The organism is Agrobacterium sp. CG674 (genome assembly GCF_053521645.1).
On the sequence record NZ_JBNWDZ010000003.1, the window covers coordinates 633,152 to 658,001 of the forward strand.

Genomic DNA, 24,850 nt, shown 5'->3' on the forward strand with positions numbered 1-24,850 from the left:
AACTGCCGGTGATAAACTGACTTTATCAACGAGGCACCCTTGCATTGCGCCCGCCCTTCCACGATTTTGCTCGCCATGCGCCCCGCCCTCCTCGATCCGCTGTTTGCTACTGTCGCCACGCTTGCAGGCGTAGGGCCGAAACTTGCCGATTTGCTGGCAAAGCTTCTGGGCCGGGAAAATGCGTTGGAAAGCCGGGTCATCGATCTTATCTTCCACGCGCCTTACAACATCATTGACCGGCGCAACCGCCCCGGCATCGCGCACGCGCCGCAGGGCGCAATCGTAACCATTCAGGGCCGCATAGACCGCCACCAGCCAGCACCGCCGGGCAACCGCGCAGCGCCCTACCGCGTGTTTCTGCATGACGAGACCGGCGAACTGGCGCTGACCTTTTTCCGCGCAAAGGGAGATTGGCTCTCCAAGGCTCTGCCTGTGGATGAAGAGGTCATGGTCAGCGGCAAGATCGACTGGTTCAACGGCCGCGCCTCCATGGTGCACCCGGATTTTATGGTGAAGGTTTCCGAGGCCGAGAACCTGCCACTGGTCGAGCCGGTCTATCCGCTGACGGCGGGGCTTTCGCCCAAGGTTCTAAGACGGGCCATCGATGGCGCGCTGTCCAAAATGCCGGTCTTTCCGGAATGGATCGATGAGGCGCTGGCGCGGCGTGAGAGCTTTCCCGATGTGGCAACCGCTTTTCGTGATCTCCACGACCCCCGCGATGAAACCGACATCGACCCGCAAGCGCCAGCACGGCGCAGGCTGGCCTATGACGAATTTCTGGCTGGTCAGCTATCTCTCGCGCTGGTGCGCCAAAGGCTTCGCAAGGTTACGGGCCAACCGATTCGTGCCAAGGGCGAATATGCTGCGAAGATTCTGGCAAATCTGCCGTTTTCGCTAACGGCAAGCCAGAGCGCTGCGGTGAAGGACATTCTGACTGACATGGCGGGCGAAGACCGCATGTTACGGCTGTTGCAGGGTGATGTCGGCGCGGGCAAGACGCTGGTTGCACTGATGGCGATGGCCACGGCGGTTGAAGCCGGTGGACAGGCCGTGCTGATGGCACCGACGGAAATTCTCGCTCGCCAGCACTTTGCGACCATCTCGAAATTCGCTGCCACGGCTGGCATTTCCTGCGTGGTGCTGACAGGGCGCACGAAGGGCAAAGAGCGCCGGGAAATAGAAGAAAAGATCGCGTCCGGCGAGGCGCAGATCGTGATCGGCACCCATGCGCTGTTTCAGGATAGCGTGACCTATAAGAGCCTCGTGCTCGCGGTGGTGGATGAGCAGCATCGCTTTGGCGTGCACCAGCGCTTGCGACTGACCGCCAAGGGCATCTCGCCACACATGCTGGTCATGACCGCGACACCCATTCCCCGCACGCTGGTTCTGGCTGCGTTCGGAGACATGGATGTTTCCAAGCTGACGGAAAAACCGGCAGGCCGCAAACCGATCCAGACCGTGACGATTTCCACCGAGCGGATTGGCGATATTGTTGCACGACTGAAAAGTGCGCTTGCCGACGGCAAGAAGGCCTACTGGATCTGCCCGCTGGTGGAGGAATCGGAGGAATCCGATCTCATGTCGGCGGAGGAGCGCCACGCGGTTCTCTCAAAGTCACTGAGCGCAGACATCGGCCTCATCCATGGCCGCATGACCGGGCCGGAAAAAGACGCGGCCATGCTTGCCTTCAAGAGCGGCGAAACGCGCTTGCTGGTGGCAACAACGGTTGTTGAAGTGGGCGTGGACGTGCCGGATGCAACGATCATGGTCATCGAACACGCCGAGAATTTCGGCCTTGCCCAGCTGCACCAGTTGCGCGGCCGGGTGGGGCGTGGCGATGAAGCTTCCACCTGCATCCTGCTCTATAAGGGGCCACTCAGCGAAACGGGCAAAGCGCGCCTTTCGATTCTGCGCGACAGTGAGGATGGCTTTCTGATTGCTGAAGAGGATTTGAAGCTGCGCGGTGAAGGTGAGCTTCTGGGCACCCGCCAGTCCGGCACGCCGGGCTTCCGCATCGCCAGTCTTGAGGCCCATGCCGACCTTCTGGAAATTGCCCGCAAGGATGCCGCCTACATCATAGAACGCGACGCGGAACTGATGAGCGACCGTGGCCGCAACTTGAGAACGCTGCTCTATCTCCATCGCCGCGACGAAGCGATCCGTTTCCTCCATGCAGGCTGACCGCAATGAATGACATGCCCCTTCCACCGCCAGCCTTTTCCAAGGGCTACGCGCTTTGCTCTCCGGCCAATCTCATTCAGCCGGAAACCTTCGCACAGACCGAGAAGAAAGCCATAGCCAAAAGCTTCAAGAAACCCGGACGCAAGAAAGCATGGGCCAAGGCGCAGGAGGAAGGCTGGAGCGTGAAGTTCGTCTATATGCGCGTCTTCGTGCCGGTCTTTCATTCGACCGCAACGTCGAGCGAAGTTTACGACGACGATTGATCCACGACGGGCTGGTCAGCCGTCTTGGCAATGAAATCCGGAGCGACCAGACCGCCTGAAATCAGCAGCTTCGCGCCATCTTCCGGCGACATATTCAGCATGATGATCTTGTCTTTCGGCACAAACAGCAGAAAGCCCGCCGTCGGTACCGGCGTTGGCGGCAGAAAGACCGCGACCATCTCCTGCCCCATCTCGTTGAAGCGGTGCGCCATCTCGCCTGTCGCATCCGATGCCACAAACACCATGGCCCATGTGCCGGGCGACGGAAACTCGATCAGGCCGACCTTCTTGAACGAGCTGGAATGCTCCTTCAAAACAGATTCGAACAGCTGTTTGATGCTTTTGTAGATGGGCCTGACAAAGGGCATGTGGTTGAGGATCGACTCGCCAACCCCGACGATCCATTTGCCGATGAGATTGTTGCCGAGAAAGCCGATCAGCGTGATGCCGATGACAGCCACCAGAAGACCGAAGCCGGGAATGGCGACATCGAAATATTGCTCCGGGTCGTAGCGTGCCGGAATATAGGGTTTGACCCAACTATCCACCCATTGCAGGAACGTCCAGACCAGCCACATGGTGATCGTGACCGGCGCAAGAATGAGAATGCCAGTCAGGAAATTGTTGCGCAAACGCGTCGCAAACGAAACTTTGAGGGGGTGATCTGTCATACAATCCGCAGGGCTGTTATTCGGCATCACCAAGGCAAGCCATAATGACAACGGATCATGCCGGAGGCTGTTCCCTGCTGCAAGCAAAGGATTGTGAAATCTTTGTTAGGGAGACGCCAGCCAAGCCGACGGCGTCCCCTGAATGCCGTTACTCCACAGTGACCGATTTCGCCAGATTGCGGGGCTGGTCCACGTCCGTCCCCATGAAGACAGCCGTATGATAGGCCAAAAGCTGGATCGGTAGCGAGAAGACCATCGGCGCGATGATTTCATCCACATTCGGCAGAACGATGGTTGCCATGGTTTCCAGCTTTGAGGCGGCGGCGCCCTTTTCATCGGTGATGAAGATGATCTTGCCGCCGCGAGCTGCGACTTCCTGCATGTTGGACACGGTCTTTTCAAAGAACCGGTCATGCGGAGCGATAACGATGACAGGCATGTTCTCATCAATAAGCGCGATAGGCCCGTGCTTCAGCTCGCCAGCGGCGTAACCTTCGGCGTGGATGTAGGAGATTTCCTTGAGCTTCAGCGCGCCTTCCAGCGCCAGCGGATAGCTGGTGCCACGACCGAGATAGAGCACATCCTTGAAACGCGAGAGATCTCGCGACAGGGTTTCGATCTGCGGCTGGATGGCGTTCAAGACTTCGCTCATTACTCGCGGCATTTCGATCAGGTGACGAACAAGTTCTGTTTCCTGCTCAGCCGTTAGCGTACCACGGGCCTTGCCTGCCGAAATGGCAAGCGATGCGAGAACCGCGAGCTGGCAGGTGAAGGCCTTTGTCGAGGCCACGCCGATTTCAGGCCCGGCGAGAATCGGGAACACCGCATCGGACTCACGCGCCATGGTCGATTCGCGGACATTGACCACGGTGCCGATCTTCAGACCGTTTTCCTGGCAATAGCGCAGTGAGGCCAGCGTATCTGCCGTTTCACCAGACTGCGAAATGAACAGCGCCGCCTGCGTCGGCAGCAGCGGCATTTCCCGGTAGCGGAATTCGGAGGCGACATCGATTTCCACGGGCAAGCGCGCATAACGCTCGAACCAGTATTTGCCGATGAGGCCGGACAAATAGGCAGTGCCGCAGGCAGAAATCGCAAGGCCCGTGAGCTTGGAGAAATCAATGGCAGGATCGGCTGGCTTCACGCGCTTTTCAGCGAAATCTACGTAGTGGCTGAGCGCGTGGGAGATGACCTCCGGCTGCTCGTAGATTTCCTTTTCCATGAAGTGGCGGTGGTTGCCCTTATCCACGACATAGGCGGTGGCCTGCGAAATCTGGCGCGGGCGCTGCACCGGCTTGCCGGAAAAATCGATGATCTCAACACTGTCACGGGTGAGAATGGCGCAGTCGCCATCAACCAGATAGGTGATTTCGTTGGTGAAGGGCGAAAGCGCGATGGCGTCTGAACCCAGAAACATTTCGCCGCGCCCGTAACCGATGGCGAGCGGCGGGCCGGAACGAGCCGACAGAAGTGTGTCGGGGTCATCCTGAAAGATCACGCCCAGCGCATAGGCACCGGTCACGCGGTTGAGCATGGCCAGCATGGCCGCACGGTGGTCCAAACCATCGCGGGTGAACTTTGCCAGAAGCTGTGCCACGACTTCCGTATCCGTCTGCGTGGTGAAGACAGCGCCTTGCGCCGCCAACTCATCACGCAATTCCGAAAAGTTCTCGATGATGCCGTTATGGACCACGGCGACGCCATCCACAAAATGCGGGTGTGCGTTGGTTTCGTTGGGAACGCCATGGGTGGCCCAGCGGGTGTGGGCAATGCCGGTCAAACCTGCCAGCGGTTCATCGAACAGCTTCTTTTCAAGATTGAACAGCTTGCCTTCTGCACGGCGGCGGGCAAGCGCGCCCTCATGGATTGTTGCAACGCCAGCGGAGTCATAACCCCGATATTCCAGACGCTTCAGCGCTTCCACAAGGCGCCCCGCAACCGGTTGCGTTCCAACAATTCCAACTATTCCGCACATGCACTTCTCCAAAACGTTCTCGCTAGCCGAAGTCCTAGCGATTTCCGCGAAATCCGCAATCGCGGTCGCGGTCACTTTCGATGTCTATTCGTTACGATATTGACGACGGAATTCAGGTCTTTTTCTTGGCGTCCTTGATGGCCTGGGCGCGAGCGCGAAGAGCACTAGCGCGCCCCTCCTTGATCTCCTGACGCGCCCGACCGAAGGCCAGCGCATCGGCAGGCACATCATCCGTAATCACGCTGCCGGAGGCCACATAGGCATCGTCACCGATGGTCACAGGCGCAACCAGCGAGGAATTGGAGCCGACAAAGGCGTTCTTGCCGATTCGCGTCTCGTGCTTGTTGATGCCATCATAATTGCAGGTGATGGTCCCTGCCCCGATATTGCTGCCAGCGCCTACGAAAGCATCGCCAATATAGGTGAGGTGATTGACCTTAGCACCCTCGCCGATCTCGGCCTTCTTGACCTCGCAGAAATTGCCAACCTTGGAATTTGCCGCGAGATTGGCACCGGGACGCAGCCGCGCATAAGGGCCAACAGTGGCGCCGCCGCTGACATGCGCGCCTTCCAGATGGGAAAATGCGTGGATCACGGCACCCGATTCGATCGTGACACCCGGCCCGATAACGACATTGGGCTCGATCAACGCATCCTGACCGATCTTGGTATCCCAGGAGAGGAACACCGTTTCCGGTGCAATCATGGACACACCATCAATCATGAACTGATGGCGGGCACGCTCCTGCCAGAGCTTTTCGATGTAAGCGAGTTCGGCGCGGTTGTTGCAGCCGGTTAGTTCGCTTTCCGGCGCATCGATGGCGATGGCCTTGCCACCCAGCGAACGGGCGATCTCGACAATATCAGTCAGATAATATTCGCCCTTGGCGTTTTGGTTGCCAATTCGCGTCAGAAGATCAAGCGCGCGACGGCCATTGACCGCCATCAGGCCGCTATTGCACCAGGTAACCTTGCGCTCTTCCTCGGTCGCATCCTTTTCCTCGCGGATGGCGACAAGCTCACCATTTTTCACCAGCAGACGGCCATAGCCGGTGGGCTTATCCGTGTGAAAACCGATGACGACAACATCGACATTATCCGCCAGCGCCTGACGTGCCTTGTTCAGTGTCTCAGATGTCAAAAGCGGTACATCGCCATAGGCGATCAGAATATCGTCGTAGCCAGCTTCGATGGCGGCCCGTGCGGCGAGAACCGCATTGCCGGTGCCCAGCCGCTCTTTCTGGAGATAGGGCTCAACGCTCACACCTGCACCGCGCGCGGCTTCCGCAACCTTTTCCGCATCGCGTCCGACCACGAGTGCTGCCGCATTCACGCCCGCACCGGCCACCGCCTGCATCACATGCGCAATCATCGCCCGGCCAGCAACGGGGTGAAGCACCTTCGACATGGAGGACTTCATGCGTGTGCTTTCACCAGCGGCGAGAATGACAGCAAGGCAACTGCGTTCCATTGAAATCTCCGACTCAACCAATCCATCTGGCCGCCAAATCATTGGGCAGGCTCATAGCACCCGCTATAAACACTCAAGAATAAAGAAACCATGGAAATTGCGTGAACGTTGGAAACCTGCCGTGAGCGAGGGCCGAAAAAAAGCCGCGTCTGTTTCCAGACGCGGCTTTTTTATTGAAGCTTCAATACCGTCACGCTCTGGCTTGTGCCGAACATGACGATGGAGAGGCAACAAACAGCTTATTGCGGCAGCTTGTCGTCTACGCCTGCGACGTAGAAGTTCAGGCCGAGAAGAACCTTGTCTTCAGCCTTTTCGCCAGCCTTCAGCCACTCGGAGCCGTCCTGCTTCTTGATCGGGCCGGTGAAGGGGTGCAATTCGCCGGACTTGATCTTGGCTTCGGTTTCCTCAGCCATTTTCTTCACGTCGTCAGGCATGTTTGTGTAAGGCGCCATGGTCAGGATACCGTCTTTCAGGCCATCCCAGACCGATTCGGACTTCCATGTGCCATCGAGAAGGGCCTGTGTGCGCTTGATGTAGTAAGCGCCCCAGGTATCGACGATAGCCGTCAGCTGCGTGTTTGGACCAGCCTTGATCATGTCGGATGCCTGACCGAAAGCCTTGATGCCACGCTCTGCTGCAACCTGCATCGGTGCTGTCGTGTCCGTGTGCTGGGTCAGGATATCGACGCCCTGATCGATCAGCGCCTTGGCGGCATCGGCTTCCTTGCCGGGGTCAAACCATGTGTTGGCCCATACGACCTTGACCTTGAATTCTGGGTTGACCGACTGCGCGCCCAGAACGAAGGCGTCGATGCCCATCACAACTTCAGGAATCGGGAAGGAAGCGATGTAACCGGCAAGACCCTTCTGGGACATCTTGGCAGCGATCTGGCCCTGAATGTAGCGGCCTTCGTAGAAACGCGAATTGTAGGTCGCGAGGTTTGCTGCACCCTTGAAGCCAGTTGCGTGCTCGAACTTCACCTTCGGGAATTTCTGGGCGACCTTGACTGTCGCATCCATGAAGCCGAACGACGTCGTGTAGATCAATTCACAGCCGGAACGGGCCATGCGCTCGATTGCGCGCTCGGCGTCCGGGCCTTCAGGAACGCTTTCGAGGAAAGGCGTTTCGATCTTGTCGCCGAAATGCTTCTGCAGTTCCTGACGGCCAATATCGTGCGCCTGCGTCCAGCCGCCATCGGTCTTGGTGCCGACGTAAACGAAGCAGACCTTCTTGGCATCTGCGGCTTGCGCGGACGGAACAATACCGACAACTGCGGCGGCAGATGCGGCCAGTGCGATGATGAGTTTTCTCATTGTTACCCCTGTTGGTTAGGCTTGATCTTGGTTCTGGTGGTGGCGTTAACGATCCGGCACGAAGGATTTTCCGAGCGAAGCCGGCGTATTGATGAGCGTTGTGCGGCGATTATGGGAGATGATGATGAGGACCACAATCGTCGCTATGTAAGGCATTGCGGAGAGAAGCTGGGACGGCACACCGATGCCGAAAGCCTGCGCATGCAACTGCCCGATGGTGACGGCGCCGAACAGATATCCACCTGCCAGCACGCGCAGCGGCCGCCATGATGCAAACACCACCAGCGCCAGCGCGATCCAGCCGCGCCCGGCAGACATGTTTTCCACCCATTGCGGCGTGTAGACCAGCGACAATTGCGCGCCAGCAAGGCCTGCACATGCGCCGCCGAACATGACAGCCAGATAGCGCGTGCGGATAACGTTGATGCCCAGCGCATGGGCCGAGCCATGATTATCGCCAATAGCGCGCAGCTTCAGGCCCGTGCGGCTTTTGAACAGGAACCAGCCGATGCCGACGACGAGCGCAATCGACATGTAGAAAATCAGATCCTGCTCGAACAGGGCCGGTCCAATCACCGGAATATCGGAGAGAACCGGAAAGACGATCTGCGGCAGCTTCACGCCGGGAAGGCCGACGAAGCTTTCTCCCAGCATGCCTGATACGCCAAGCCCGAGGATCGTCAAGGCAAGGCCCGTTGCGACCTGGTTGGTGACCAGCGTGAGCGTGAGAAAACCAAACAGCAAGGAGAAGGAAGCACCGGACACGATGCCAGCGACGATGCCGAGATAGGGATTGCCGCTGATATGCGCCACGGCGAAGGCGCAGACTGCGCCAATGATCATCATGCCCTCGACACCGAGGTTCAGCACGCCAGCGCGCTCAGTCACCAGCTCGCCAAGGGCTGCAATAACCAAAGGGGTGGCAGCCGTGATGACCGTCAGAAGGATGGCCTGAAACATATCCATCATGCAGCTCCTTCAGCGCCGGTGCCGCGACCGAAGCTGACGCGGATTTTGTAGATGATGAGTGTATCGCATGACAGCACGAAGAACAGCATCAGCCCCTGAAACACGCGAGTGACCTTGTCCGAAATACCGATGGAAAGCTGCGCGGCTTCGCCACCGAGATAGGTCAGCGCCAGCACGAAACCGGAGGCGATGATGCCAAGCGGATTGAGCCGCCCTAGAAATGCAACGATGATGGCCGTGAAACCGTAACCGGGAGAAATGGACGGCTGCAAATGGCCGATGGAGCCGGAGACTTCGGAAATTCCCGCCAATCCCGCCAATCCACCCGATACCAGCAGCGAGAACCAAACCATGCCGCGTGAGGAAAACCCGGCAAAGCGCCCTGCCCGTGGTGATTGGCCCAGCACCGTGACCTGAAATCCCTTCAACATGTAGCGCATCATGAACCACAGCGCGACGGCGGCGATGATGGCAAAGACGATGCCCCAATGCGCCCGGCCCGATTCCAGGATTTCCGGCAGCACGGCACTTTCATTGAAAGGCGTGCTCTGCGGAAAATTATAACCCGCAGGGTCGCGCCACATGCCGCGCACCAGCCAATCGAGAAACAGTTGCGCCACATAGACCAGCATGAGGCTGGTCAGGATTTCGTTGGTGTTGAAACGTGTTTTCAGCAATGCGGGAATACCGGCATAAAGCGCACCGCCCACGGCACCCATGACCAGCATCAGCGGCAGGATCATGGGCGACTGCCATTGCGGGTAAAGCACCGGCAGGATGGAGCCGGTAATCGCACCAATGGTGAACTGCCCCTCCGCACCGATATTCCATGTGTTGGAGCGGTAACATACCGACAAGCCCACCGCGATGAGAATAAGCGGTGCGGCCTTGATCGCTAGCTCATGCAACGACCAGACTTCCAGCAGTGGATCGATGAAGAAGCTGTAGAGTGCATCGACGGGATTTTTGCCCAGCAGCGCGAACATGATCGCGCCAGATATCAACGTCAGCACAAGCGCCAGCAAGGGGGAAAGAACGGCAAAGACATTCGAGACGCCGGTGCGTTTTTCAAGCTCAATGCGCATGGGCAGAGGCCTCCGTGGGTTCGCCATGGATGCCGCCCATCAACAGGCCGATTTTCTCTCGTGTCATGCTGTTGGCCGGATAGGCTTGCGACAGGCGACCATCGGAAATGACCGCGATGCTGGAAGCAACTTCAAATATCTCATCCAGATCCTGACTGATGACGATGACTGCGCCGCCAGCTTTAGCGAGATCCACCAGCGCCTGGCGGATTCTGCGAGCGGCGCCGGCATCGACACCCCATGTCGGCTGATTAACGACGAGAATGGAGGGCTGACGGTCAAGCTCCCGCCCGACGATGAATTTTTGCAAATTGCCGCCGGAAAGCGATCCAGCAAGCGGATCCTCGCCGCTCTTGCGCACATCCATGGCATCTGAAATCCGCTTGGCGGCGTTCTTCACGGTCGCGTTGCGGATGACATTTAGAAAGCCACCGGCAAGGAACGCCTTGGCGTCGGAGCGATAGCGGGCAAGGAGAAGGTTTTCAGACAGCGTCATCGCAGGCACGGCCGCATGGCCATGGCGCTCTTCCGGCACGAAACCGGCACCAAGCAGGCGGCGGCCATTGATGCCCATTCGCCCGACAGGCTTGCCGCGCAAAACAATGGTTTCATCCTGCGCAACAGGATATTCGCCGGAAAGAGCATCAAACAATTCGCCCTGCCCGTTACCGGCTACACCGGCAATGGCCAGAACCTCGCCGGAACGAACCTGCATGGAAATGTTCTTGAGGGACACAGCGAAGGGTGTGCGCGCGGGAACGGAGAGAGCGCTGATTTCCACGCTCATATCACCAATGGTGCATTCGTCATCGCGCTGAATACCGGCGACATCCGAACCCACCATCATGCGCGCCAACGATGCTGTGGTTTCCGCCCGCGGGTCACATGACCCCGTCACCGCGCCATGGCGCAGAACGGTTGCACGGTCGCAGATCCGCTGGACCTCTTCCAGCCGGTGGCTGATGTAAAGGACGGATCGTCCTTCGGCCTTGAGCTTCGCCAGCGTTTCAAACAGCCGGTCCGCCTCCTGCGGTGTCAGAACCGAGGTGGGCTCGTCTAGAATAATGAGTTTGGGGTTCTGCAACAGTGCCCGCACAATCTCGATGCGCTGGCGCTCACCCACCGAAAGATCGGCCACATGGGCATAGGGATCGAGCGGCAAGCCATAGGCCTTGGACAAGGCTTCAGCTTCGCGTGCGATTTCCTTGAGGGAAATCTTGGGGTCGAGTGAAAGAGCGATATTCTCGGCAACCGTCAGGGCTTCAAACAGCGAAAAATGCTGGAAGACCATGCCGATGCCAAGCTTGCGCGCCTCGCTGGGCGAGCCAATACGAACAGCCTCACCGTTCCAGATAATCTCGCCCGCCGATGGCGCCAGCACACCGAACAGCATTTTGACCAGCGTGGATTTGCCAGCACCATTCTCGCCCAGAAGAGCGTGAATTTCACCGGGTGCAATATCCAGATCGATCGCATTGCAAGCGCCGAATGTTCCAAACAGCTTGGTCAGCTGGCGAACGGATAGAAGCAGAGCCTCAGACGTCACCGATCCCGTCACCTGTTCCCCTTTTCCAATCCGCCGCCGCACTTTCTTCGAAGTGTTGAACAAGCGGATCGATCATCATGCACGAAAATTGGGCACTGCCCGTTATCGGTACTAAATACCGGTTTTATTGCCGTGCACAACTCAAAATGACGAATAGGCTAAGGTTTTGAACGACTGAATTTAACGCGCGCCGAGCGAGGGGAAAACTTGCATGACTGCGCCGATGCAATAGAGGTAGATGCCGGTGATCACCACACCCGCCACCACCCAGTCCGGCGTGGCGAAATGCGACAGGAGCGAGTAGCCTCCCAGCGCGCACCACACAAAAAACACAGCCAGATTAAACGGGCGCAAACGCTTGACCCGCACCGGATGCAGGAAGTTGATGTTCAGGAATGTGAGAATGACCGATACCGTGACGACAATCATGGCTGTTGTCGCGCTGGCGTCGATCACGAACAGGGTGAACACCACCATGTTCCACACCACGGGAAAGCCCGAGAAGAAGTATTCGTCGGTCTTCATGCCCATATCGGCATAATAAATCGCGCTGGAAACCACGATCATGCCTGCTGCCACGAAGGACCATGGCTCACCGATCATCCCGCTCTGATAAAGAGCAAAGGCTGGTAACAGCACGTAGGTCACATAGTCGATGATGTTATCGAGCGTATCACCAGACCAGTTTGGCAACACTTCCTTGACCCGAACCTTGCGGGCGATAGGTCCATCGATACCATCGACGGCAAGAGCTAGACCAAGCCACCAGAACATATCGACGAAACGATGCTCTGCTGCGGCCACAACACCCAGAAATGCGAGGAATGAACCGGAAGCGGTGAGAATGTGGACCGAAAACGCCCGCATCTCTGCATAGGGGACGCGCTTATATTTGAATATCTTCATATCAGCGCAGTGGCCTCGTTTCCGTTCGCTTTGTCAAGTCGGGTATGCGACCATTCATCGCTGTTTGCAACCATTCCCCAATTCTTATCCGGGGACTAAAGTTCTTTTTCCATGGGTAGCATGACATCGATGCCATGTCAGTCTTCTGGATTTGGCCATGTAAACTCACTATGTTGAAGTTAGTTGCGCGCGCTGAATTGGAGCGGAAAAATGAAGAACGTTGAGATCGCCGTTGTTGGGGCAGGCCTTGCAGGACAGATCACCGCGCTTGCGCTTGGGCGCGCAGGCCGCAGCGTAGCTTTGATTGCGCCGAAAACCGACAGGGTGGACAAGCGCACCACAGCGTTGATGGATCAATCCATCCGCTTCCTGAGCCGTCTTGGCCTCTGGTCACAGATAGAGCCGTCAGCCGCCAAATTATCCACCATGCAGATTATCGATGGCACGGATCGGCTTTTGCGCGCGCCGACCGTTGCCTTTCGCTCGTCCGAAATCGGCCTTTCCGCCTTTGGGTGGAATATGTCCAACGAGACGCTCAATCACGCGCTCGGTGAGGCGATTTCCAAAGAGAGCAACATCGAGCTTATCGACGCCTCTGCGCAAGAGATCGAGATTGACGAAAACGAAGCCCGCATCACGCTTGAGGATGGCGAGCAGATTGCGGCAAGCTTTCTGATCGGCGCGGACGGACGGCAATCGAAGGTGCGCGAAAGTGCGGGCATTCGTGCGCGCTCCTGGACTTACCCGCAAACAGCTGTGGTTCTCAACTTTTCGCACACGCGGCCCCACGGCAATGTCTCAACCGAATTTCACACGCCGACCGGGCCTTTTACGCAGGTCCCGCTGACGGGCGATCGCTCGAGCCTTGTCTGGGTCGTCACGCCGGAACAGGCGCGGGAGCTCTCAGCGCTGTCATTGGAGGATATCAGCCGCCGCGTGGAAGAACGCATGCACTCCATGCTTGGTACCGTGACTGTGGAAGACAATGTCCAGACATGGCCGCTATCGAGCATGACGGCCAGCCGCTTCGGCAAGGGCCGGGTGGCGCTGGTTGGTGAGGCAGGCCACGGCTTTCCGCCCATCGGCGCACAGGGCCTGAACCTTAGCCTGCGGGATATTATTGTGCTGGCAGAGCTAGTGGCCACGCTGACCGGCGGGCCTATTCCCGCCGATGCCGGTGCCAGTTTCGACCTCCGCCGCCGTGGCGATGTCGTCAGCCGTACTTTGAGCGTCGATCTGCTCAACCGCTCGCTGCTTTCAAGCTTCCTGCCCATGCAGGTGGCGCGCGCGGCAGGTCTTCACATCCTGTCCAATGTCGGCCCGTTGCGCGGCCTTGTCATGCGGGAAGGCATCGAGCCCGGACGTGGATTGAAGGCCCTGCCCTCACTTCTGGCCAGCAGCTTCAAACGCTCACGGAACGGATGAAATAGAGCACCAGCGTTACGGTGAAAACGGACAGTACGGTTGAAATCAGGATCGTCGCGGATGCCCGCTCCTGCCAGACCTGATATTGCTGGCCGATGACAAAGACATTGGTTGCCGTCGGCAAGGCCGCCAACAAAACTGCCGTGGATACCCACATTGGATCAAACGACCCAAATGATGAGAGGATGACGTAAGCCAGCAGCGGGTGCAGCAAAAGCTTGGCTGGCACGATATAGCTGATTTCCACGGGAACCCGCTTTAAGGGGCGGAGCGCAAGCGTGACGCCCATGGCAAACAGCGCGCAGGGTGCCGCCGATTGCGCCAGATAATCCACCAGTTGCTGCACAGGCTGCGGCGGGTGCCAGCCGATGAAGGCGGCAATAAAGCCTGCGATAACCGACAGGATGAAGGGATGCGTCAGCACCTTTTTTGCCACGTCTGCGGCAAGCTTCAAGGGTGAGCGCTTGTCTCCACCCGCCACCGCCATAAGCGCCGGTGCCGTGATAAAGTGCATGGCATTTTCCAGACAAACAATCAGCGCCACAGGCACCGCAGCCCGGTCTCCAAAGGCCAACAAAGCCAGCCCTGGCCCCATATAGCCAATATTGCCATAGCTTCCCGCAAAGCTCTGAATGGTGGAATCAGACAGGCTGTTGCGCCTGACGACGTAGCCAATCACAAACAGCAGCGCGAACACGCTATAGGTCGCCAGAAGGCTCAGACCAACGAAATCCATGCGCGCCAGTTGATCGATAGGCGTCTTGGCGACGAGCTTGAAAAACAGCGCAGGCAGAGCCGCATAAATAATGAAGGTGTTGAGCCAGCCCAGCGCCTCCGCTGGCTGTTTCGTTATGCGTCCGGCCAGATAGCCGATGAAGATCAATCCGAAAAACGGAAACAGCAGTCCGGCGATATCAGCCATGGCAACCCCTCGCCGTCTATGATGCCCGAAAGGGTCTAGCCGATTTGCATCAGGATTGGAAAGCTCTCCTGAAACCAGATTGCGACATCCGTGATGAAGCCCGACATGAAGGCGATGCCCGTGAGGACAAGAAGCACGCCCATGGCCTTTTCAACAATGCCGAGGTGACGGCGGAAGCGGGCCAGAAAGCGCATGAAAGTGCCTGAAAAGGCCGCGGCAATCCAGAAAGGAATGGCAAGACCGGCGGAATAGACGGCGAGCAGCATCGCGCCCTCACCCACCGTTTCCCTCGACGCGGCGACGCCGAGGATCGCGCCCAGCACCGGGCCGATGCAGGGGGTCCAGCCGAAAGCAAAGGCAAGTCCCATAATATAGGCGCCGGACAGCGTGGCGGGTTTGCCACCGCTATGGAACCGCGCTTCACGAGAGAAGACACCGATTCGGAACACGCCAAGGAAGTTAAGGCCCATCAGAATGATGATGAAACCACCGATCTTGGCGAGAATATCGAGATTCTGCCTCAACACCATGCCGATGCTGGACGCTCCCGCACCCAATGCGACGAAAACGGTGGCGAACCCCAGCGTGAAGAACAGGGCCGCCAAAAGTACGGCTTTGCGTACCTGCGGCTTGGCCTCGTAGCGCTCATCGCGGAATTGCTCGACCGAAATGCCCGCCATATAGCAAAGATAGGGCGGCACCAATGGCAGCACACAGGGTGATAAAAATGAGAGAGCACCGGCAAGAAGGGCTGTCAAAAGGGAGATATCGGCAATGAACAAGTAAGGACTCCAACAGATCAGGAGCTGCTTGTAACGCCGCCAACCCCTTACGACCAATCACCTTTTTGCGCCCGTGACAAAAAAACGCGGGAAGTCGAATGATTTCTGTTTTTATGGGTTGACCGCAGACCCGCCTCTACCTATGTTCCGCCCACTTCCGAGGGGCGCTTCGCCGCCACCGGGGAAGCGCAATTCCGCTTTCGAAGCGATTGAACTTTAACACATTGTTCGTGTTGATATGTCATTGAAATGCGCAAGACCAAATGGTGAGAGAGGCTAGCTCAGCTGGTAGAGCAGCGCACTTTTAATGCGCGGGTCGTGGGTTCGAGTCCCACGCCTCTCACCAATTTTCCAAAACCCCAGCATTATCCGAAATAGAAATCCAAGCTTCGATTGCTTGCCGATGTTGATTCGGCAGCCGACAGTTTTGTTGGTGAATAGCCCCTCCAATTGCAACCAATCACGCTGATACCACATTGTTATGTGGTCATCCGGCATGCCGATTAGCGGCACATTGGTGATTTGGAGGAAACATTCATGAACAATCGTACTTTGACCATTGTCATCGCAGGTATCGTCGTCGTTCTGGCGCTCGCTTTCTTTATGATGGGATCAAACACACCGGCCACCGCACCCGCAACGCCGCCAGCAGCGACAACATCGCAGCCAAGCACCCCGGCGCCTGCACCGGCAACCCCTGCCCCGGCGACACCGGATACCGCGCCATCCACACCGGCACCAGCACCTGCAACACCGGCTCCAGCAACTCCAACAGCACCATAATCCTGCTTGATGCCAGGGCTAGCAGAGGCTTCCCGGCAAGATAGCGTTAAAACTCAACGCGCCGTCACACAGTGTCGGGGCGTTGAGCGTTTGAGAGGGTATTTCGAGAGTAAATTAGGATCTAGAGGCTGCTCTGCGTGCGGCGGCAGCGCCAGTTCCAGTCACGTGGCTCTCCAAGATCCATGTGGACGGATTCGGTGTGGCAGTAGGTGCCGACACCACCCCGATCTGGAATTGAGCGCAGATAATTGGCCAGTTCCCATCTCGAAACGCCGTTAACCTGAATATCCGCAGCATCACATGTATAATGTTTGGAGCCCTGCGTCGTTGACTTGGCTGGCCTGTAACCTGAGGTCACCATGGCGGGCCGACCGAAATGCGCTTCGACCTCTTTGATTCTCCGGATCATTTCCGGCTTGAAACAGCCGACATTCACGTCCTGCGTCTGCAGCAGCAAACCGTTTGGCGCAACGCGGCTGAGGCCCGACAGCGAAGCAAGCTTCATCAGGCCCGCTGGCTTGTTATCGTCACCAGTATGCGTGTCATCAAACTCATCCGTCATCGACGTGCTACCGGGCAGTGCCATGCCTTGCCTTGCCGTTGCCGATAGCGGCAGAGCGGCGACTTGAGTGCCGCCTGCGGAACCCGAACCGCGCTTCTTGGGCAATCCCGCGAGGAAAGCTGCGGCGGGGACACCCGTCTGTTCAGCAGGAACAGTTCCCTTCGGCGACCCGCCAAGTGCTGCGAGAGCCTGCGTGGGCTCGGCGGCGTTCATTGGTACGGTTGTAGCCGAGTGCTGCTGGCCCGATGGCACGGGCGCGGCAGGCATGGGCTGTACTGCCGCAGGCGCTGAATAAACGCTGTTCAAGGCGGGTGAGACCTTCGGCAGCGGCGCATAAGCCGGAATGCTGGTAGGCGCTGGGGCAGGCTGAGCTGCAGCCACCGAAGCGCCAGGGGCTGCGTTCACCATTCCCGGCGCTGAGTTTGCATAAATACTGAGAGAGCTCGCCGAAATGCCGGTGGGCTGGGTGGAAAGACCCGAAATTTGCGGAGCCTGTCCGTAAACAGGGTCGGCGACCTGCGCCTGCTGCGCCATCACGGGCTGATTCGATTCGACGGGGGAAGCGGACCTCGATGTCGCAGATACCATCGCCGGGTCAACATAGCTGCCCACAGCACCTTGCTGCGCGACATTTCCCTGCGCGTTGGCCGGACCGGCAACCAGCGCCGAGTTTGCCGCCGGTGTCGGCGTGGCGGATGCGTCGTTCTGTTCAGGAACCGCAGAGACACAGCCAGACAGCGCCAAAATAAAAACGGCGGCAAGACAACTTTGGGCCGGAGAGACCGGCTTGCGGTTGATGATTTTCAAGGCAAAACCTCCGCAGATGCGTTTCAACGTGCCCGACCCACTGTCGCTGCGCATCCGGGTTGAGCGGGCACGCCGTACGAAGACGAGCATGCCCTGCCCCGGAAACGCAAGCGTGATGTTTGCGATGTCCTTAAAAAGGAATCATATCACCAGGCGCCGGTATTCTCCATTGATATCCATGGTTCTGCTGGTGCAAGGCTTGCGCCTTTCTGCAATATTTCGATAGAGATACCGTCCGGCGAGCGCACAAACGCCATATGACCATCGCGCGGCGGGCGGTTTATCGTCACGCCACTGGCATGAAGCTTGGCGCAGGTCTCATAGATATCGTCCACCTCATAGGCGAGATGGCCGAAATTACGCCCGCCAGTGTAATCCTCAGCGTCCCAGTTGTAAGTCAACTCCAGACATGGAGCTTTATTATCCCGTGCAGAGACAACGTCTTCAGGCGCTGCCAGAAACACGAGTGTAAACCGCCCCTTCTCGTTCTCGATTCGGCGGACTTCTTCCAGACCGAAGACAGAACCATAAAAATTAAGGGATTTTTCGAGGTCTTTTACCCGAACCATTGTGTGCAGATAGCGCATGTACTTCTCCTTCACATTTTAAACTTGCCGTAACGGCAGGTAAGTCAGCCCTGAGCAAGCCCAGAGACATAAAAGCAGGTGGATAAATCAAAAACTAGGGCTTGCGCGACACGGTTACCAAGATGTTAATCTATCTTTAGGGAATCAGTAACCGGTAGTGGTAAGTGCGTAGAGGGGCTGGGTGGAAATGGCTGACAGGATATCGACGAAAAATGTAATCGATTTCGAAGACCTCTCGAGCGAGGCGGTAGACCTGGTCGAGATCACCGGCGTTGTCAAATGGTTCGATGTTGCCAAGGGGTTCGGCTTCATCGTTCCGGATAACGGCATGCAGGATGTTCTTCTACACGTTTCCTGCCTGAGACGCGACGGATATCAGACAATTCTCGAGGGAACGCGCATCGTTGCCCTCATTCAGCGCAGAGATCGCGGCTATCAGACATTCCGCATTCTCTCGATGGATCAATCGACAGCCGTTCACCCTTCACAGCTTCCCCCTGTTCGCACTCATGTGCAGGTAACAGCCTCAAGCGGGCTGGAACGCGCTATCGTCAAGTGGTTCAACCGCACCAAGGGTTTCGGATTTCTGACGCGCGGCGAAGGCACTGAGGACATTTTCGTTCACATGGAAACGCTGCGCCGCTATGGCCTCGCGGAACTTCGTCCCGGCCAAGTCGTTCTCGTTCGCTTCGGTGACGGAGACAAAGGTCTTATGGCCGCAGAAATTCACCCGGATAATCCGGCGCCTGTGGGAATGTCGCATTGATAAACAAACTATCTTTTTCGAAATACAAAGTGGGTATCGTAGCGATACTCACTTTTTTCGTTTTGACGACCGCTTCATCAAACGCTCAGGAGAGCTTTGCAAAAGAGCCGCTGACAATCGAGACATCGAGCGGGAAAAAGCTGGAATTTTCGGTTGAACTGGCGACCACCGACGGACAGCGACAGCAGGGTCTCATGTTCCGCAAGAGCATGGCACCCACGGATGGAATGCTGTTCGATTTCAAGATTGATCGCGACGTGACGATGTGGATGCGCAATACGCTGATACCACTCGACATGGTGTTTATCTCAAAGGATGGAAAGGTTACGCATGTCCATGCGAATGCAGTTCCTCACTCGGAAGATATCATCAGCTCACGCGGTCCGGTGCGCTTCGTGCTGGAGCTAAATGGCGGAACCGCCAAACAGCTTGGAATTGATCGCGGCGATACTGTTCGCAGCAAACAGATTGGCAACATGCAATAAATGCATGCGATGCCGGGCGTGACCGCCCGGCGCATCCGCCTTGGCTCAGTAGCAAGGCTCGATGTGGCTCAGGATCCGGCAGTTGGAAATCGACGATGCGAGATTGATAGCGATGTCGATCGCCTCAACTGAGTCAGCCGTGCCTTCAAGGTAAATCATATCATTGTCGGCAGAAGCGGAGATATTGGATTTCTCCAGCCCGGACTCGAACGCCAGCGCCGATGTAATTGCCTGGCAGACACCGGCCATACGTTCGCCGAAAAAGCTTTCCTGCATTCCAGATAGGTTGAACATGATCGGGCCTCCTTCATGTGGGCATATGGTCTATAACGCCCTTGTGGTGATTTCGTTCATCTTCAGTTCATTCATTTTCCATTCATCTTGGAAAAAAGATACCCCTTTAGCGTTCACTTTTTTCGTGAACAGGAACTAATATGTGAAATCGCTGTTCGTGAGAGTATATTAGAAAGGACTTTCACAATGCTCATCCAACGAACAGAACCCTGCCACCATGCGCAGTGGGCAACGCCCGTTCACGTGCACCTGCCCCGTTGCGCGGCGCTTGAAATTTACAGCCCACTCGTCGCGCTTGATATGCTGATGTATCGGTGGCCAGACGACCATGGTCCGGAATACGACGCGGCACGGCGCACATGTCTGGCCGCTATCTCCGGCCAAGGCGAACTCGAAACTGCACGTGAATCCTTCCTGCTGGCCAGCAGCCATGCGCATGTGTTGAACGTTAATTAAGCTTGACGGTTGATGTGAGCGAGGTTGGCTTTTTCCCCGCACGGGCGGAGGACTTGTAAAATGCTGAACCGGCCTGAAACTCGGCTGTCTTCGGGTAGAAGCCGTGCGCGCTGACTCGACTCTTGATTGAAGTTCTGCTTGATATCTCCCTGTTAAATGGGGGTAATCATGAAAAACATTCTAGCAGTCGGCTTGATCGCCGTCGGAGCTGTGTCGTGCGCGTCAAAGGCCGACACCATATCGGCGTCCTATGGTTCTCCGACGCTTTACAACAACCTGTCTTGCGCCCAACTGGCGGACGAAGCTCAAGCGGTGTCCAGCCGCGCAGCGATCGCTGCAGGTGTACAAGACAAGAAGGCTGGGCAAGACGCAGCCCTCACAACCGTCGGGATCGTCCTCTTCTGGCCTGCGCTGTTCTTCAACAGCGGCGATGGAGCCTCCGCCGCTGAAGTCGCCAGATTGAAGGGCGAAATGCAGGCCGTGGAAGACGCCTCCAGAAGAAAAGGCTGCGGCCTTAAGTTCTCATCTGCTCCTGCAAAGCAGGCTACGCCAAAAAAATAGCAGTGATCGTCCTGGCCCATCAATCCATGGCGAATCGCATCGTACACAATGAGCACTCCATGATTCTTGATGGCGTCATGGGGTGCAACATTTTGAGAGCATCTTGTAGGCACCTGTAATTGGCAGACCGTCACCGGACCGAATCAACGACGCCGTTGTTTTCAGTTTGAATGAAGTCGTGAGGAAAATTGGCAACAGCGAGCGAAATGACTGTGCAGCCTGGTTCGAACAATTCGAAAGGGTCTGAAGTAGCAGCCCCTGTCAAAGTCAATCAGCAATCTTGATGATAAGCTTCCCGAAGTTGCCGCCTGTCAGCATGCTGATGAAGGCTTCCGGTGCGTTTTCAAGACCATCAACGATGTCCTCACGGTAGCGGATGTCTCCGGAAGCTATGCGAGGCCCGATTTCGCTCAAGAACTCGTTGAAATGTCCAGCCGCGAATTCCGTCTGAATAAATCCACGGACGAGAATGCTTTTGCGGAGGATCGCAGACATGGCCGCGGGGAGCCGATCGGTATCGGCCGCACCCGAACCATTGTAGTGGGCAACGAGACCGCAAACCGGGACACGAGCGAATTGATTGAGGAGTGGCAGCACGCCGTCCCAGACTTGTCCGCCCACGTTTTCAAAATAGACATCCACACCATCCGGGCATGCGGCTTGCAGGTCAGACGAGAACCGGTCCGATCGGTGATCGACAACGGCGTCGAAACCGAGTTCGTTCTTCACGAACGCGCATTTGTCTGCTCCGCCAGCGATGCCAACCGCGCGGGCTCCTGCGAGCTTGGCGAGTTGACCCACCATTGATCCGACTGGGCCAGATGCCGCTGCAACGGCGACCGTTTCCCCTGCCTTCGGCTGTCCGATGAACTTCAGTCCTGCCCAGGCCGTGAAGCCGGGCATTCCCAGCGAACCGAGCGATGTCGTAATCGGGGCGCCGTGCGTCTCGACGACACGCAGCTCGTCGCCTTTGATCACAGCGTTACTGCTCCAACCAGTCCTTCCCCGGACAAGATCGCCCGGCGAAAAACCGTTGTGTCGTGACTTGACCACTTCGGAAATCGCCTCGCCTTCCATGACGCCGCCAATGGGCACTGGTGCAGCATAGGACTTCGCATCGCTCATGCGACCACGCATGTAAGGATCGAGCGAAAGATACAGAGACCTGACAGTGACCTCCCCCTCATTTGCCTCTGGCAATTCAAAGTCTTCAATACGGAAATTGTCCTGTCCAGGCTGACCTGTTGGTCTGCTTGCCAGAAGGATACGACGCGCGGAAATCATGTCCTGCTCCTTGGTGATGCGTGGGACTCCTTATTTAGGATCATCTACAACAAATCCAAGGCAAGTCTGAGGAAGCTTGGCATCCGCACAGCGACCTTTCGACCCTTCAGTTCGATGCGTGCATATTATCACCGGAAAAATCATAGCAACAGCAGCGTCGAGGTCGTGCGCACAGATGGGGCCTGATCGCTGTCTTACCCGTCTTGTCAGTCGTCATGTTTAAGTGGCAGAAGGCATAAATCGTTGGCGACTGATCTCAAAGCGCTACCTCTACGTCAGCATCGCGTGTATTCACTTCGTGCAGTCTTCACCCATATTCCCTCTTGCCATAAGAGCTTAAACGGAAAACGATGACAGTCGTCGCATCCTATCTATACCGCAACGGTAAGCGCACTGATGAGGTCACACTCTCCTCGCAGCCTTTCGACACGAACGCAGGCGACTTTGTCTGGATCGGGCTGACAGATCCGACCGTCGAAGAGATGGCATGTTTGAAGGCGATGTTCAGCCTTCATTCCCTTGCTGTCGAGGACGCGCTGAATGGCAAACAGGTCCCGAAGGTCGATATCTATGGCGACCAGCTATTCGTCGTCGCCAAGACCGCGTATCTCGAAAACGACAGGATCGCCTATGGCGAAACCTGTATCTTTGTCGGCCAGAACCATGTCATCACTGTGCGACATGGGTCGGCACGATCACACCAGAAACTCCGCGAACAACTCGAGCAGGCACCACAGCTTCTCTCGCATGGTCCCGACTACGTCCTCCATGGCATCCTCGATTTCATCGTCGATGGCTATCTTCCCTTGGTCGAAACGATAGAAGACCGGGTTCTGGAGATTGAGAAACACGTTCTCATATCTTTCCTTGAACCGGAGCAGATCCGCAGGATCTTCCGAATGCGTAGGCAGGTCATCAAGTTCCAGAGGGTGATGGGTCCGATGGCGGAAGTTGCCAGCAAGCTTGCCCACCTTGAACTGCCATGCGTCGACAACAATGCCAGGCCGTTCTTCAAGGACGTCCACGATCATGTTCGGCGTGTCGAAAACATGGTGATCGGGCTGCGTGAAATCGTGACATCCGTATTCGAGGCCGCAAATCTTCTGGAGCAACAGCGGCAAGGCGCGATTACGCGACAGCTCGCTGCATGGGCGGCGATCCTGGCGGTGCCAACGGCAATTGCGGGCATCTATGGAATGAACTTCGAAAACATGCCTGAACTGAAGGCGCAATACGGGTACTACGTCGTCCTAGCCGTTATCCTCGTTCTCTGCGGCATTCTGTATTACCGCTTCAAACGAGCCCGGTGGCTCTAGTCCAGATGGCCTACAGCCGTCCGCTATGTTAAGGCGCCGCCATTGTCTAGCTCCCCGGCGCTGCGGCTGATCCAGCAAGAATACCGCCGTCGATGGTCAATTCAGCACCAGTCATGTAAGCCGCCTCGTCCGAAGCCAGCAACACAGCCAGTGCAGCGACTTCCTCCGGCCTTCCAAACCGGCGCATCGGTGTGTCCCTGACCAACGCGGCCTCGCGGTCTGGACGATCCGGGCCTGTGCCCAGCATCGGCTCCCACATGGGAGTCATCACCGCGGCCGGATGGATCGAATTGCAACGGATGTTCAAGCCTTGACTAGCGCAATAGAGAGCGACGCTCTTGGTGTGGTTGCGCACTCCCGCCTTGGATGAGGCGTAGGCCGCAGCCATCGGAATTCCAACCAAGCCTGAGCGAGACGAGATATTGATGATCGAGCCCGCACCATTTTGGCGCATGGCCCTGATGGCATAGCGGCAACCGAGGAAAGTCCCATCCAAATTCACGGCATGGACGTCGCGCCAATCGGAAAGTTGAGCGTTTTCCGGATCATGAGCAAGCGGAGTGCTGTCGACTGGCCCCTCGAACCCCGTGATCCCGGCATTGTTGACAACCACGTCAATCCTTGGGAACTCACGGGCAATTTCCATCCAATCGCTTTCCGAGGACACATCAAGTCGGACGAAGGTTGCTCCAATGGCCTTTGCTGTATCTCGGCCGCCTTCCACGTCGATGTCAGTGACAATGACGTTCGCCGCTTCGTCAGCGAAAGCGCGGCAAATAGCTGCGCCAATGCCGCGCGCAGCCCCGGTTACGAGTGCGGTTTTCCCCTCAAGTCTGGGCATGAGTAGATCCTTAAAGTGCGAATGAGAACTCAAGATGCGCGATGTTCTGACACGCGACATCAATGGTGCTGGTCCGGACTACCGGTGAGCAATGTCCATGGTCATAGACTCCTGTGAGCCCATCTTTTCTACCCGCGCCCGGATAACCAGTCAAGAAATGGAGGCCGAACCTACATCCGATTGCTACCGGCATGCCGTCATTTGAAACGGTCGCGAAGGAAGTTGGCGGCTTCCCGCGTAAAAGAAGAGGAAGAGACACATACACCTCCAGTTCCTAATTCGCGCACTGAAGACAATACGTCGATCAAAAGAAGTTGCAGGTTCGTCACCATTTGCTTCGACTCTAAAAATTACAACAAAACTGAGTACGACAGACAGCTATCAATGCAGGAGAATGGCATCAACGCTATGACCCCAACGAAATGGCTTGCCAATCGCACGAAGTTTGAGCTCCCTGGACAGCCTGCGGCACAACGTCGAGCATCTTTACCTTTTCAAAAGTAAGCGGCAAGCTGAGGCCGTTCAGGCCCTGTAGCTCCACGGCATAAGGGTATGGATTTCGCTGCTAGGCCAGCCATTTGCAAGGCGCTCAAGCGTCT

25 protein-coding genes and 1 tRNA gene are annotated in these 24,850 nt (G+C 57.0%); 11 read left to right on the forward strand and 15 right to left on the reverse strand.

From position 1 onward, the window contains the following. Window positions 1-75: 75 nt before the first annotated feature. Both recG and ACQZ51_RS12285 read left to right on the forward strand, forming a co-directional pair. Window positions 76-2,181 (forward strand): ATP-dependent DNA helicase RecG, encoded by a 2,106-nt coding sequence (gene recG / locus ACQZ51_RS12280; protein ID WP_448777518.1) that lies wholly within the window; start codon window positions 76-78, stop codon window positions 2,179-2,181. A 5-nt stretch (window positions 2,182-2,186) separates the two neighbouring features. Further along, entirely contained in the window at window positions 2,187-2,444 is a 258-nt protein-coding gene (locus ACQZ51_RS12285) for a hypothetical protein (protein ID WP_448777520.1), read from the forward strand. On the opposite strand, the gene ACQZ51_RS12290 is transcribed toward ACQZ51_RS12285, so the two are convergent. The 8 genes from ACQZ51_RS12290 to pcsA form a co-directional block, all read right to left on the reverse strand. Further along, window positions 2,429-3,115: a DUF502 domain-containing protein gene (locus ACQZ51_RS12290; protein WP_448777522.1), complete on the reverse strand. Its 687-nt coding sequence runs from the start codon at window positions 3,113-3,115 to the stop codon at window positions 2,429-2,431. The two genes, ACQZ51_RS12285 and ACQZ51_RS12290, sit on opposite strands and share 16 nt — an antisense overlap. Window positions 3,116-3,263: 148 nt before the next feature. Next, window positions 3,264-5,090, reverse strand: coding sequence for a glutamine--fructose-6-phosphate transaminase (isomerizing) (gene glmS, locus ACQZ51_RS12295; protein WP_448777524.1), 1,827 nt, complete (start codon window positions 5,088-5,090; stop codon window positions 3,264-3,266). A gap of 112 nt (window positions 5,091-5,202) precedes the next feature. Next, a complete protein-coding gene (glmU, locus tag ACQZ51_RS12300) occupies window positions 5,203-6,561 on the reverse strand; it encodes a bifunctional UDP-N-acetylglucosamine diphosphorylase/glucosamine-1-phosphate N-acetyltransferase GlmU (protein ID WP_448777526.1) in 1,359 nt (452 codons plus the stop codon). A gap of 239 nt (window positions 6,562-6,800) precedes the next feature. Continuing rightward, window positions 6,801-7,874, reverse strand: coding sequence for a BMP family ABC transporter substrate-binding protein (locus tag ACQZ51_RS12305; RefSeq protein ID WP_042619032.1), 1,074 nt, complete (start codon window positions 7,872-7,874; stop codon window positions 6,801-6,803). 45 nt (window positions 7,875-7,919) lie between these two features. After that, window positions 7,920-8,840: an ABC transporter permease gene (locus tag ACQZ51_RS12310; RefSeq protein ID WP_448777595.1), complete on the reverse strand. Its 921-nt coding sequence runs from the start codon at window positions 8,838-8,840 to the stop codon at window positions 7,920-7,922. After that, on the reverse strand, window positions 8,840-9,928 hold the full coding sequence (locus tag ACQZ51_RS12315) for an ABC transporter permease (protein ID WP_448777528.1): 1,089 nt from the start codon (window positions 9,926-9,928) through the stop codon (window positions 8,840-8,842). The genes ACQZ51_RS12310 and ACQZ51_RS12315 overlap by 1 nt, the downstream gene beginning before the upstream one ends. Continuing rightward, entirely contained in the window at window positions 9,918-11,474 is a 1,557-nt protein-coding gene (locus ACQZ51_RS12320; RefSeq protein ID WP_448777530.1) for an ABC transporter ATP-binding protein, read from the reverse strand. The genes ACQZ51_RS12315 and ACQZ51_RS12320 overlap by 11 nt, the downstream gene beginning before the upstream one ends. A 180-nt stretch (window positions 11,475-11,654) precedes the next feature. Then, entirely contained in the window at window positions 11,655-12,380 is a 726-nt protein-coding gene (pcsA, locus tag ACQZ51_RS12325; RefSeq protein ID WP_448777532.1) for a phosphatidylcholine synthase, read from the reverse strand. 210 nt (window positions 12,381-12,590) lie between these two features. Between pcsA and ACQZ51_RS12330 the strand changes: the two genes are divergently transcribed. After that, entirely contained in the window at window positions 12,591-13,805 is a 1,215-nt protein-coding gene (locus ACQZ51_RS12330; RefSeq protein ID WP_448777534.1) for a UbiH/UbiF family hydroxylase, read from the forward strand. On the opposite strand, the gene ACQZ51_RS12335 is transcribed toward ACQZ51_RS12330, so the two are convergent. Together ACQZ51_RS12335 and ACQZ51_RS12340 are read right to left on the reverse strand one after the other, a co-directional pair. Continuing rightward, a complete protein-coding gene (locus tag ACQZ51_RS12335) occupies window positions 13,783-14,727 on the reverse strand; it encodes an AEC family transporter (protein ID WP_448777536.1) in 945 nt (314 codons plus the stop codon). The genes ACQZ51_RS12330 and ACQZ51_RS12335 overlap by 23 nt on opposite strands. 35 nt (window positions 14,728-14,762) lie before the next feature. Beyond that, window positions 14,763-15,509 (reverse strand): cytochrome c biogenesis CcdA family protein, encoded by a 747-nt coding sequence (locus ACQZ51_RS12340; RefSeq protein WP_448777538.1) that lies wholly within the window; start codon window positions 15,507-15,509, stop codon window positions 14,763-14,765. Window positions 15,510-15,779: 270 nt separating this feature from the next. Here ACQZ51_RS12340 and ACQZ51_RS12345 point away from each other — a divergent pair. Together ACQZ51_RS12345 and ACQZ51_RS12350 are read left to right on the forward strand one after the other, a co-directional pair. Then, window positions 15,780-15,855: transfer RNA gene (locus ACQZ51_RS12345), tRNA-Lys, on the forward strand. 191 nt (window positions 15,856-16,046) lie between these two features. After that, window positions 16,047-16,292: a hypothetical protein gene (locus tag ACQZ51_RS12350; protein WP_082249940.1), complete on the forward strand. Its 246-nt coding sequence runs from the start codon at window positions 16,047-16,049 to the stop codon at window positions 16,290-16,292. Between the two features lie 121 nt (window positions 16,293-16,413). Here the strand turns inward: ACQZ51_RS12350 and ACQZ51_RS12355 are convergent, their stop codons facing one another. Continuing rightward, entirely contained in the window at window positions 16,414-17,751 is a 1,338-nt protein-coding gene (locus ACQZ51_RS12355) for a D-Ala-D-Ala carboxypeptidase family metallohydrolase (RefSeq protein WP_448777540.1), read from the reverse strand. 56 nt (window positions 17,752-17,807) lie between these two features. Next, window positions 17,808-18,248 carry a lactoylglutathione lyase gene (gene gloA, locus ACQZ51_RS12360; protein WP_448777542.1) on the reverse strand — a complete coding sequence of 147 codons (441 nt, stop codon included), beginning with the start codon at window positions 18,246-18,248 and terminating at the stop codon, window positions 17,808-17,810. A 187-nt stretch (window positions 18,249-18,435) separates the two neighbouring features. Between gloA and ACQZ51_RS12365 the strand changes: the two genes are divergently transcribed. Together ACQZ51_RS12365 and ACQZ51_RS12370 are read left to right on the forward strand one after the other, a co-directional pair. Continuing rightward, on the forward strand, window positions 18,436-19,014 hold the full coding sequence (locus ACQZ51_RS12365) for a cold-shock protein (RefSeq protein ID WP_042619022.1): 579 nt from the start codon (window positions 18,436-18,438) through the stop codon (window positions 19,012-19,014). 35 nt (window positions 19,015-19,049) lie between these two features. Further along, window positions 19,050-19,499, forward strand: coding sequence for a DUF192 domain-containing protein (locus tag ACQZ51_RS12370; protein ID WP_448777597.1), 450 nt, complete (start codon window positions 19,050-19,052; stop codon window positions 19,497-19,499). Window positions 19,500-19,544: 45 nt separating this feature from the next. On the opposite strand, the gene ACQZ51_RS12375 is transcribed toward ACQZ51_RS12370, so the two are convergent. Next, complete coding sequence (locus tag ACQZ51_RS12375; RefSeq protein ID WP_042619021.1) at window positions 19,545-19,793, reverse strand: BON domain-containing protein; 249 nt, start codon at window positions 19,791-19,793, stop codon at window positions 19,545-19,547. Between the two features lie 186 nt (window positions 19,794-19,979). Between ACQZ51_RS12375 and ACQZ51_RS12380 the strand changes: the two genes are divergently transcribed. Further along, window positions 19,980-20,249, forward strand: coding sequence for a DUF982 domain-containing protein (locus ACQZ51_RS12380; protein ID WP_448777545.1), 270 nt, complete (start codon window positions 19,980-19,982; stop codon window positions 20,247-20,249). A 168-nt stretch (window positions 20,250-20,417) separates the two neighbouring features. After that, a complete protein-coding gene (locus ACQZ51_RS12385) occupies window positions 20,418-20,810 on the forward strand; it encodes a hypothetical protein (RefSeq protein ID WP_448777547.1) in 393 nt (130 codons plus the stop codon). 267 nt (window positions 20,811-21,077) lie between these two features. Here the strand turns inward: ACQZ51_RS12385 and ACQZ51_RS12390 are convergent, their stop codons facing one another. Further along, the gene (locus ACQZ51_RS12390) at window positions 21,078-22,094 is read right to left on the reverse strand and encodes an NADP-dependent oxidoreductase (protein ID WP_448777549.1); all 1,017 of its coding nucleotides are present in this window, start codon (window positions 22,092-22,094) and stop codon (window positions 21,078-21,080) included. A 350-nt stretch (window positions 22,095-22,444) separates the two neighbouring features. Between ACQZ51_RS12390 and corA the strand changes: the two genes are divergently transcribed. Then, window positions 22,445-23,410 carry a magnesium/cobalt transporter CorA gene (gene corA, locus ACQZ51_RS12395; RefSeq protein ID WP_448777550.1) on the forward strand — a complete coding sequence of 322 codons (966 nt, stop codon included), beginning with the start codon at window positions 22,445-22,447 and terminating at the stop codon, window positions 23,408-23,410. 46 nt (window positions 23,411-23,456) lie between these two features. On the opposite strand, the gene ACQZ51_RS12400 is transcribed toward corA, so the two are convergent. After that, window positions 23,457-24,251, reverse strand: coding sequence for an SDR family oxidoreductase (locus tag ACQZ51_RS12400; RefSeq protein WP_448777552.1), 795 nt, complete (start codon window positions 24,249-24,251; stop codon window positions 23,457-23,459). A gap of 222 nt (window positions 24,252-24,473) precedes the next feature. On the opposite strand from ACQZ51_RS12400, the gene ACQZ51_RS12405 reads away from it, so the two are divergent. Further along, entirely contained in the window at window positions 24,474-24,755 is a 282-nt protein-coding gene (locus ACQZ51_RS12405) for a polymorphic toxin type 15 domain-containing protein (protein ID WP_448777554.1), read from the forward strand. Window positions 24,756-24,850 lie beyond the last annotated feature (95 nt).

Bases quoted from the DNA above. Each gene is read 5' to 3' on its own strand.
- ACQZ51_RS12350 (WP_082249940.1), top strand. From the start codon at position 16,047: ATGAACAATCGTACTTTGACCATTGTCATCGCAGGTATCGTCGTCGTT.
- ACQZ51_RS12285 (WP_448777520.1), top strand. From the start codon at position 2,187: ATGAATGACATGCCCCTTCCACCGCCAGCCTTTTCCAAGGGCTACGCG.
- ACQZ51_RS12355 (WP_448777540.1), bottom strand. From the start codon at position 17,751: ATGCTCGTCTTCGTACGGCGTGCCCGCTCAACCCGGATGCGCAGCGAC.
- ACQZ51_RS12400 (WP_448777552.1), bottom strand. From the start codon at position 24,251: ATGCCCAGACTTGAGGGGAAAACCGCACTCGTAACCGGGGCTGCGCGC.
- ACQZ51_RS12310 (WP_448777595.1), bottom strand. From the start codon at position 8,840: ATGGATATGTTTCAGGCCATCCTTCTGACGGTCATCACGGCTGCCACC.
- pcsA (WP_448777532.1), bottom strand. From the start codon at position 12,380: ATGAAGATATTCAAATATAAGCGCGTCCCCTATGCAGAGATGCGGGCG.
- glmU (WP_448777526.1), bottom strand. From the start codon at position 6,561: ATGGAACGCAGTTGCCTTGCTGTCATTCTCGCCGCTGGTGAAAGCACA.
- glmS (WP_448777524.1), bottom strand. From the start codon at position 5,090: ATGTGCGGAATAGTTGGAATTGTTGGAACGCAACCGGTTGCGGGGCGC.
- ACQZ51_RS12335 (WP_448777536.1), bottom strand. From the start codon at position 14,727: ATGGCTGATATCGCCGGACTGCTGTTTCCGTTTTTCGGATTGATCTTC.
- ACQZ51_RS12390 (WP_448777549.1), bottom strand. From the start codon at position 22,094: ATGATTTCCGCGCGTCGTATCCTTCTGGCAAGCAGACCAACAGGTCAG.
- ACQZ51_RS12315 (WP_448777528.1), bottom strand. From the start codon at position 9,928: ATGCGCATTGAGCTTGAAAAACGCACCGGCGTCTCGAATGTCTTTGCC.
- gloA (WP_448777542.1), bottom strand. From the start codon at position 18,248: ATGCGCTATCTGCACACAATGGTTCGGGTAAAAGACCTCGAAAAATCC.
- ACQZ51_RS12380 (WP_448777545.1), top strand. From the start codon at position 19,980: ATGCTCATCCAACGAACAGAACCCTGCCACCATGCGCAGTGGGCAACG.
- ACQZ51_RS12385 (WP_448777547.1), top strand. From the start codon at position 20,418: ATGAAAAACATTCTAGCAGTCGGCTTGATCGCCGTCGGAGCTGTGTCG.
- corA (WP_448777550.1), top strand. From the start codon at position 22,445: ATGACAGTCGTCGCATCCTATCTATACCGCAACGGTAAGCGCACTGAT.
- ACQZ51_RS12290 (WP_448777522.1), bottom strand. From the start codon at position 3,115: ATGACAGATCACCCCCTCAAAGTTTCGTTTGCGACGCGTTTGCGCAAC.
- ACQZ51_RS12375 (WP_042619021.1), bottom strand. From the start codon at position 19,793: ATGTTCAACCTATCTGGAATGCAGGAAAGCTTTTTCGGCGAACGTATG.
- ACQZ51_RS12330 (WP_448777534.1), top strand. From the start codon at position 12,591: ATGAAGAACGTTGAGATCGCCGTTGTTGGGGCAGGCCTTGCAGGACAG.
- recG (WP_448777518.1), top strand. From the start codon at position 76: ATGCGCCCCGCCCTCCTCGATCCGCTGTTTGCTACTGTCGCCACGCTT.
- ACQZ51_RS12305 (WP_042619032.1), bottom strand. From the start codon at position 7,874: ATGAGAAAACTCATCATCGCACTGGCCGCATCTGCCGCCGCAGTTGTC.
- ACQZ51_RS12365 (WP_042619022.1), top strand. From the start codon at position 18,436: ATGGCTGACAGGATATCGACGAAAAATGTAATCGATTTCGAAGACCTC.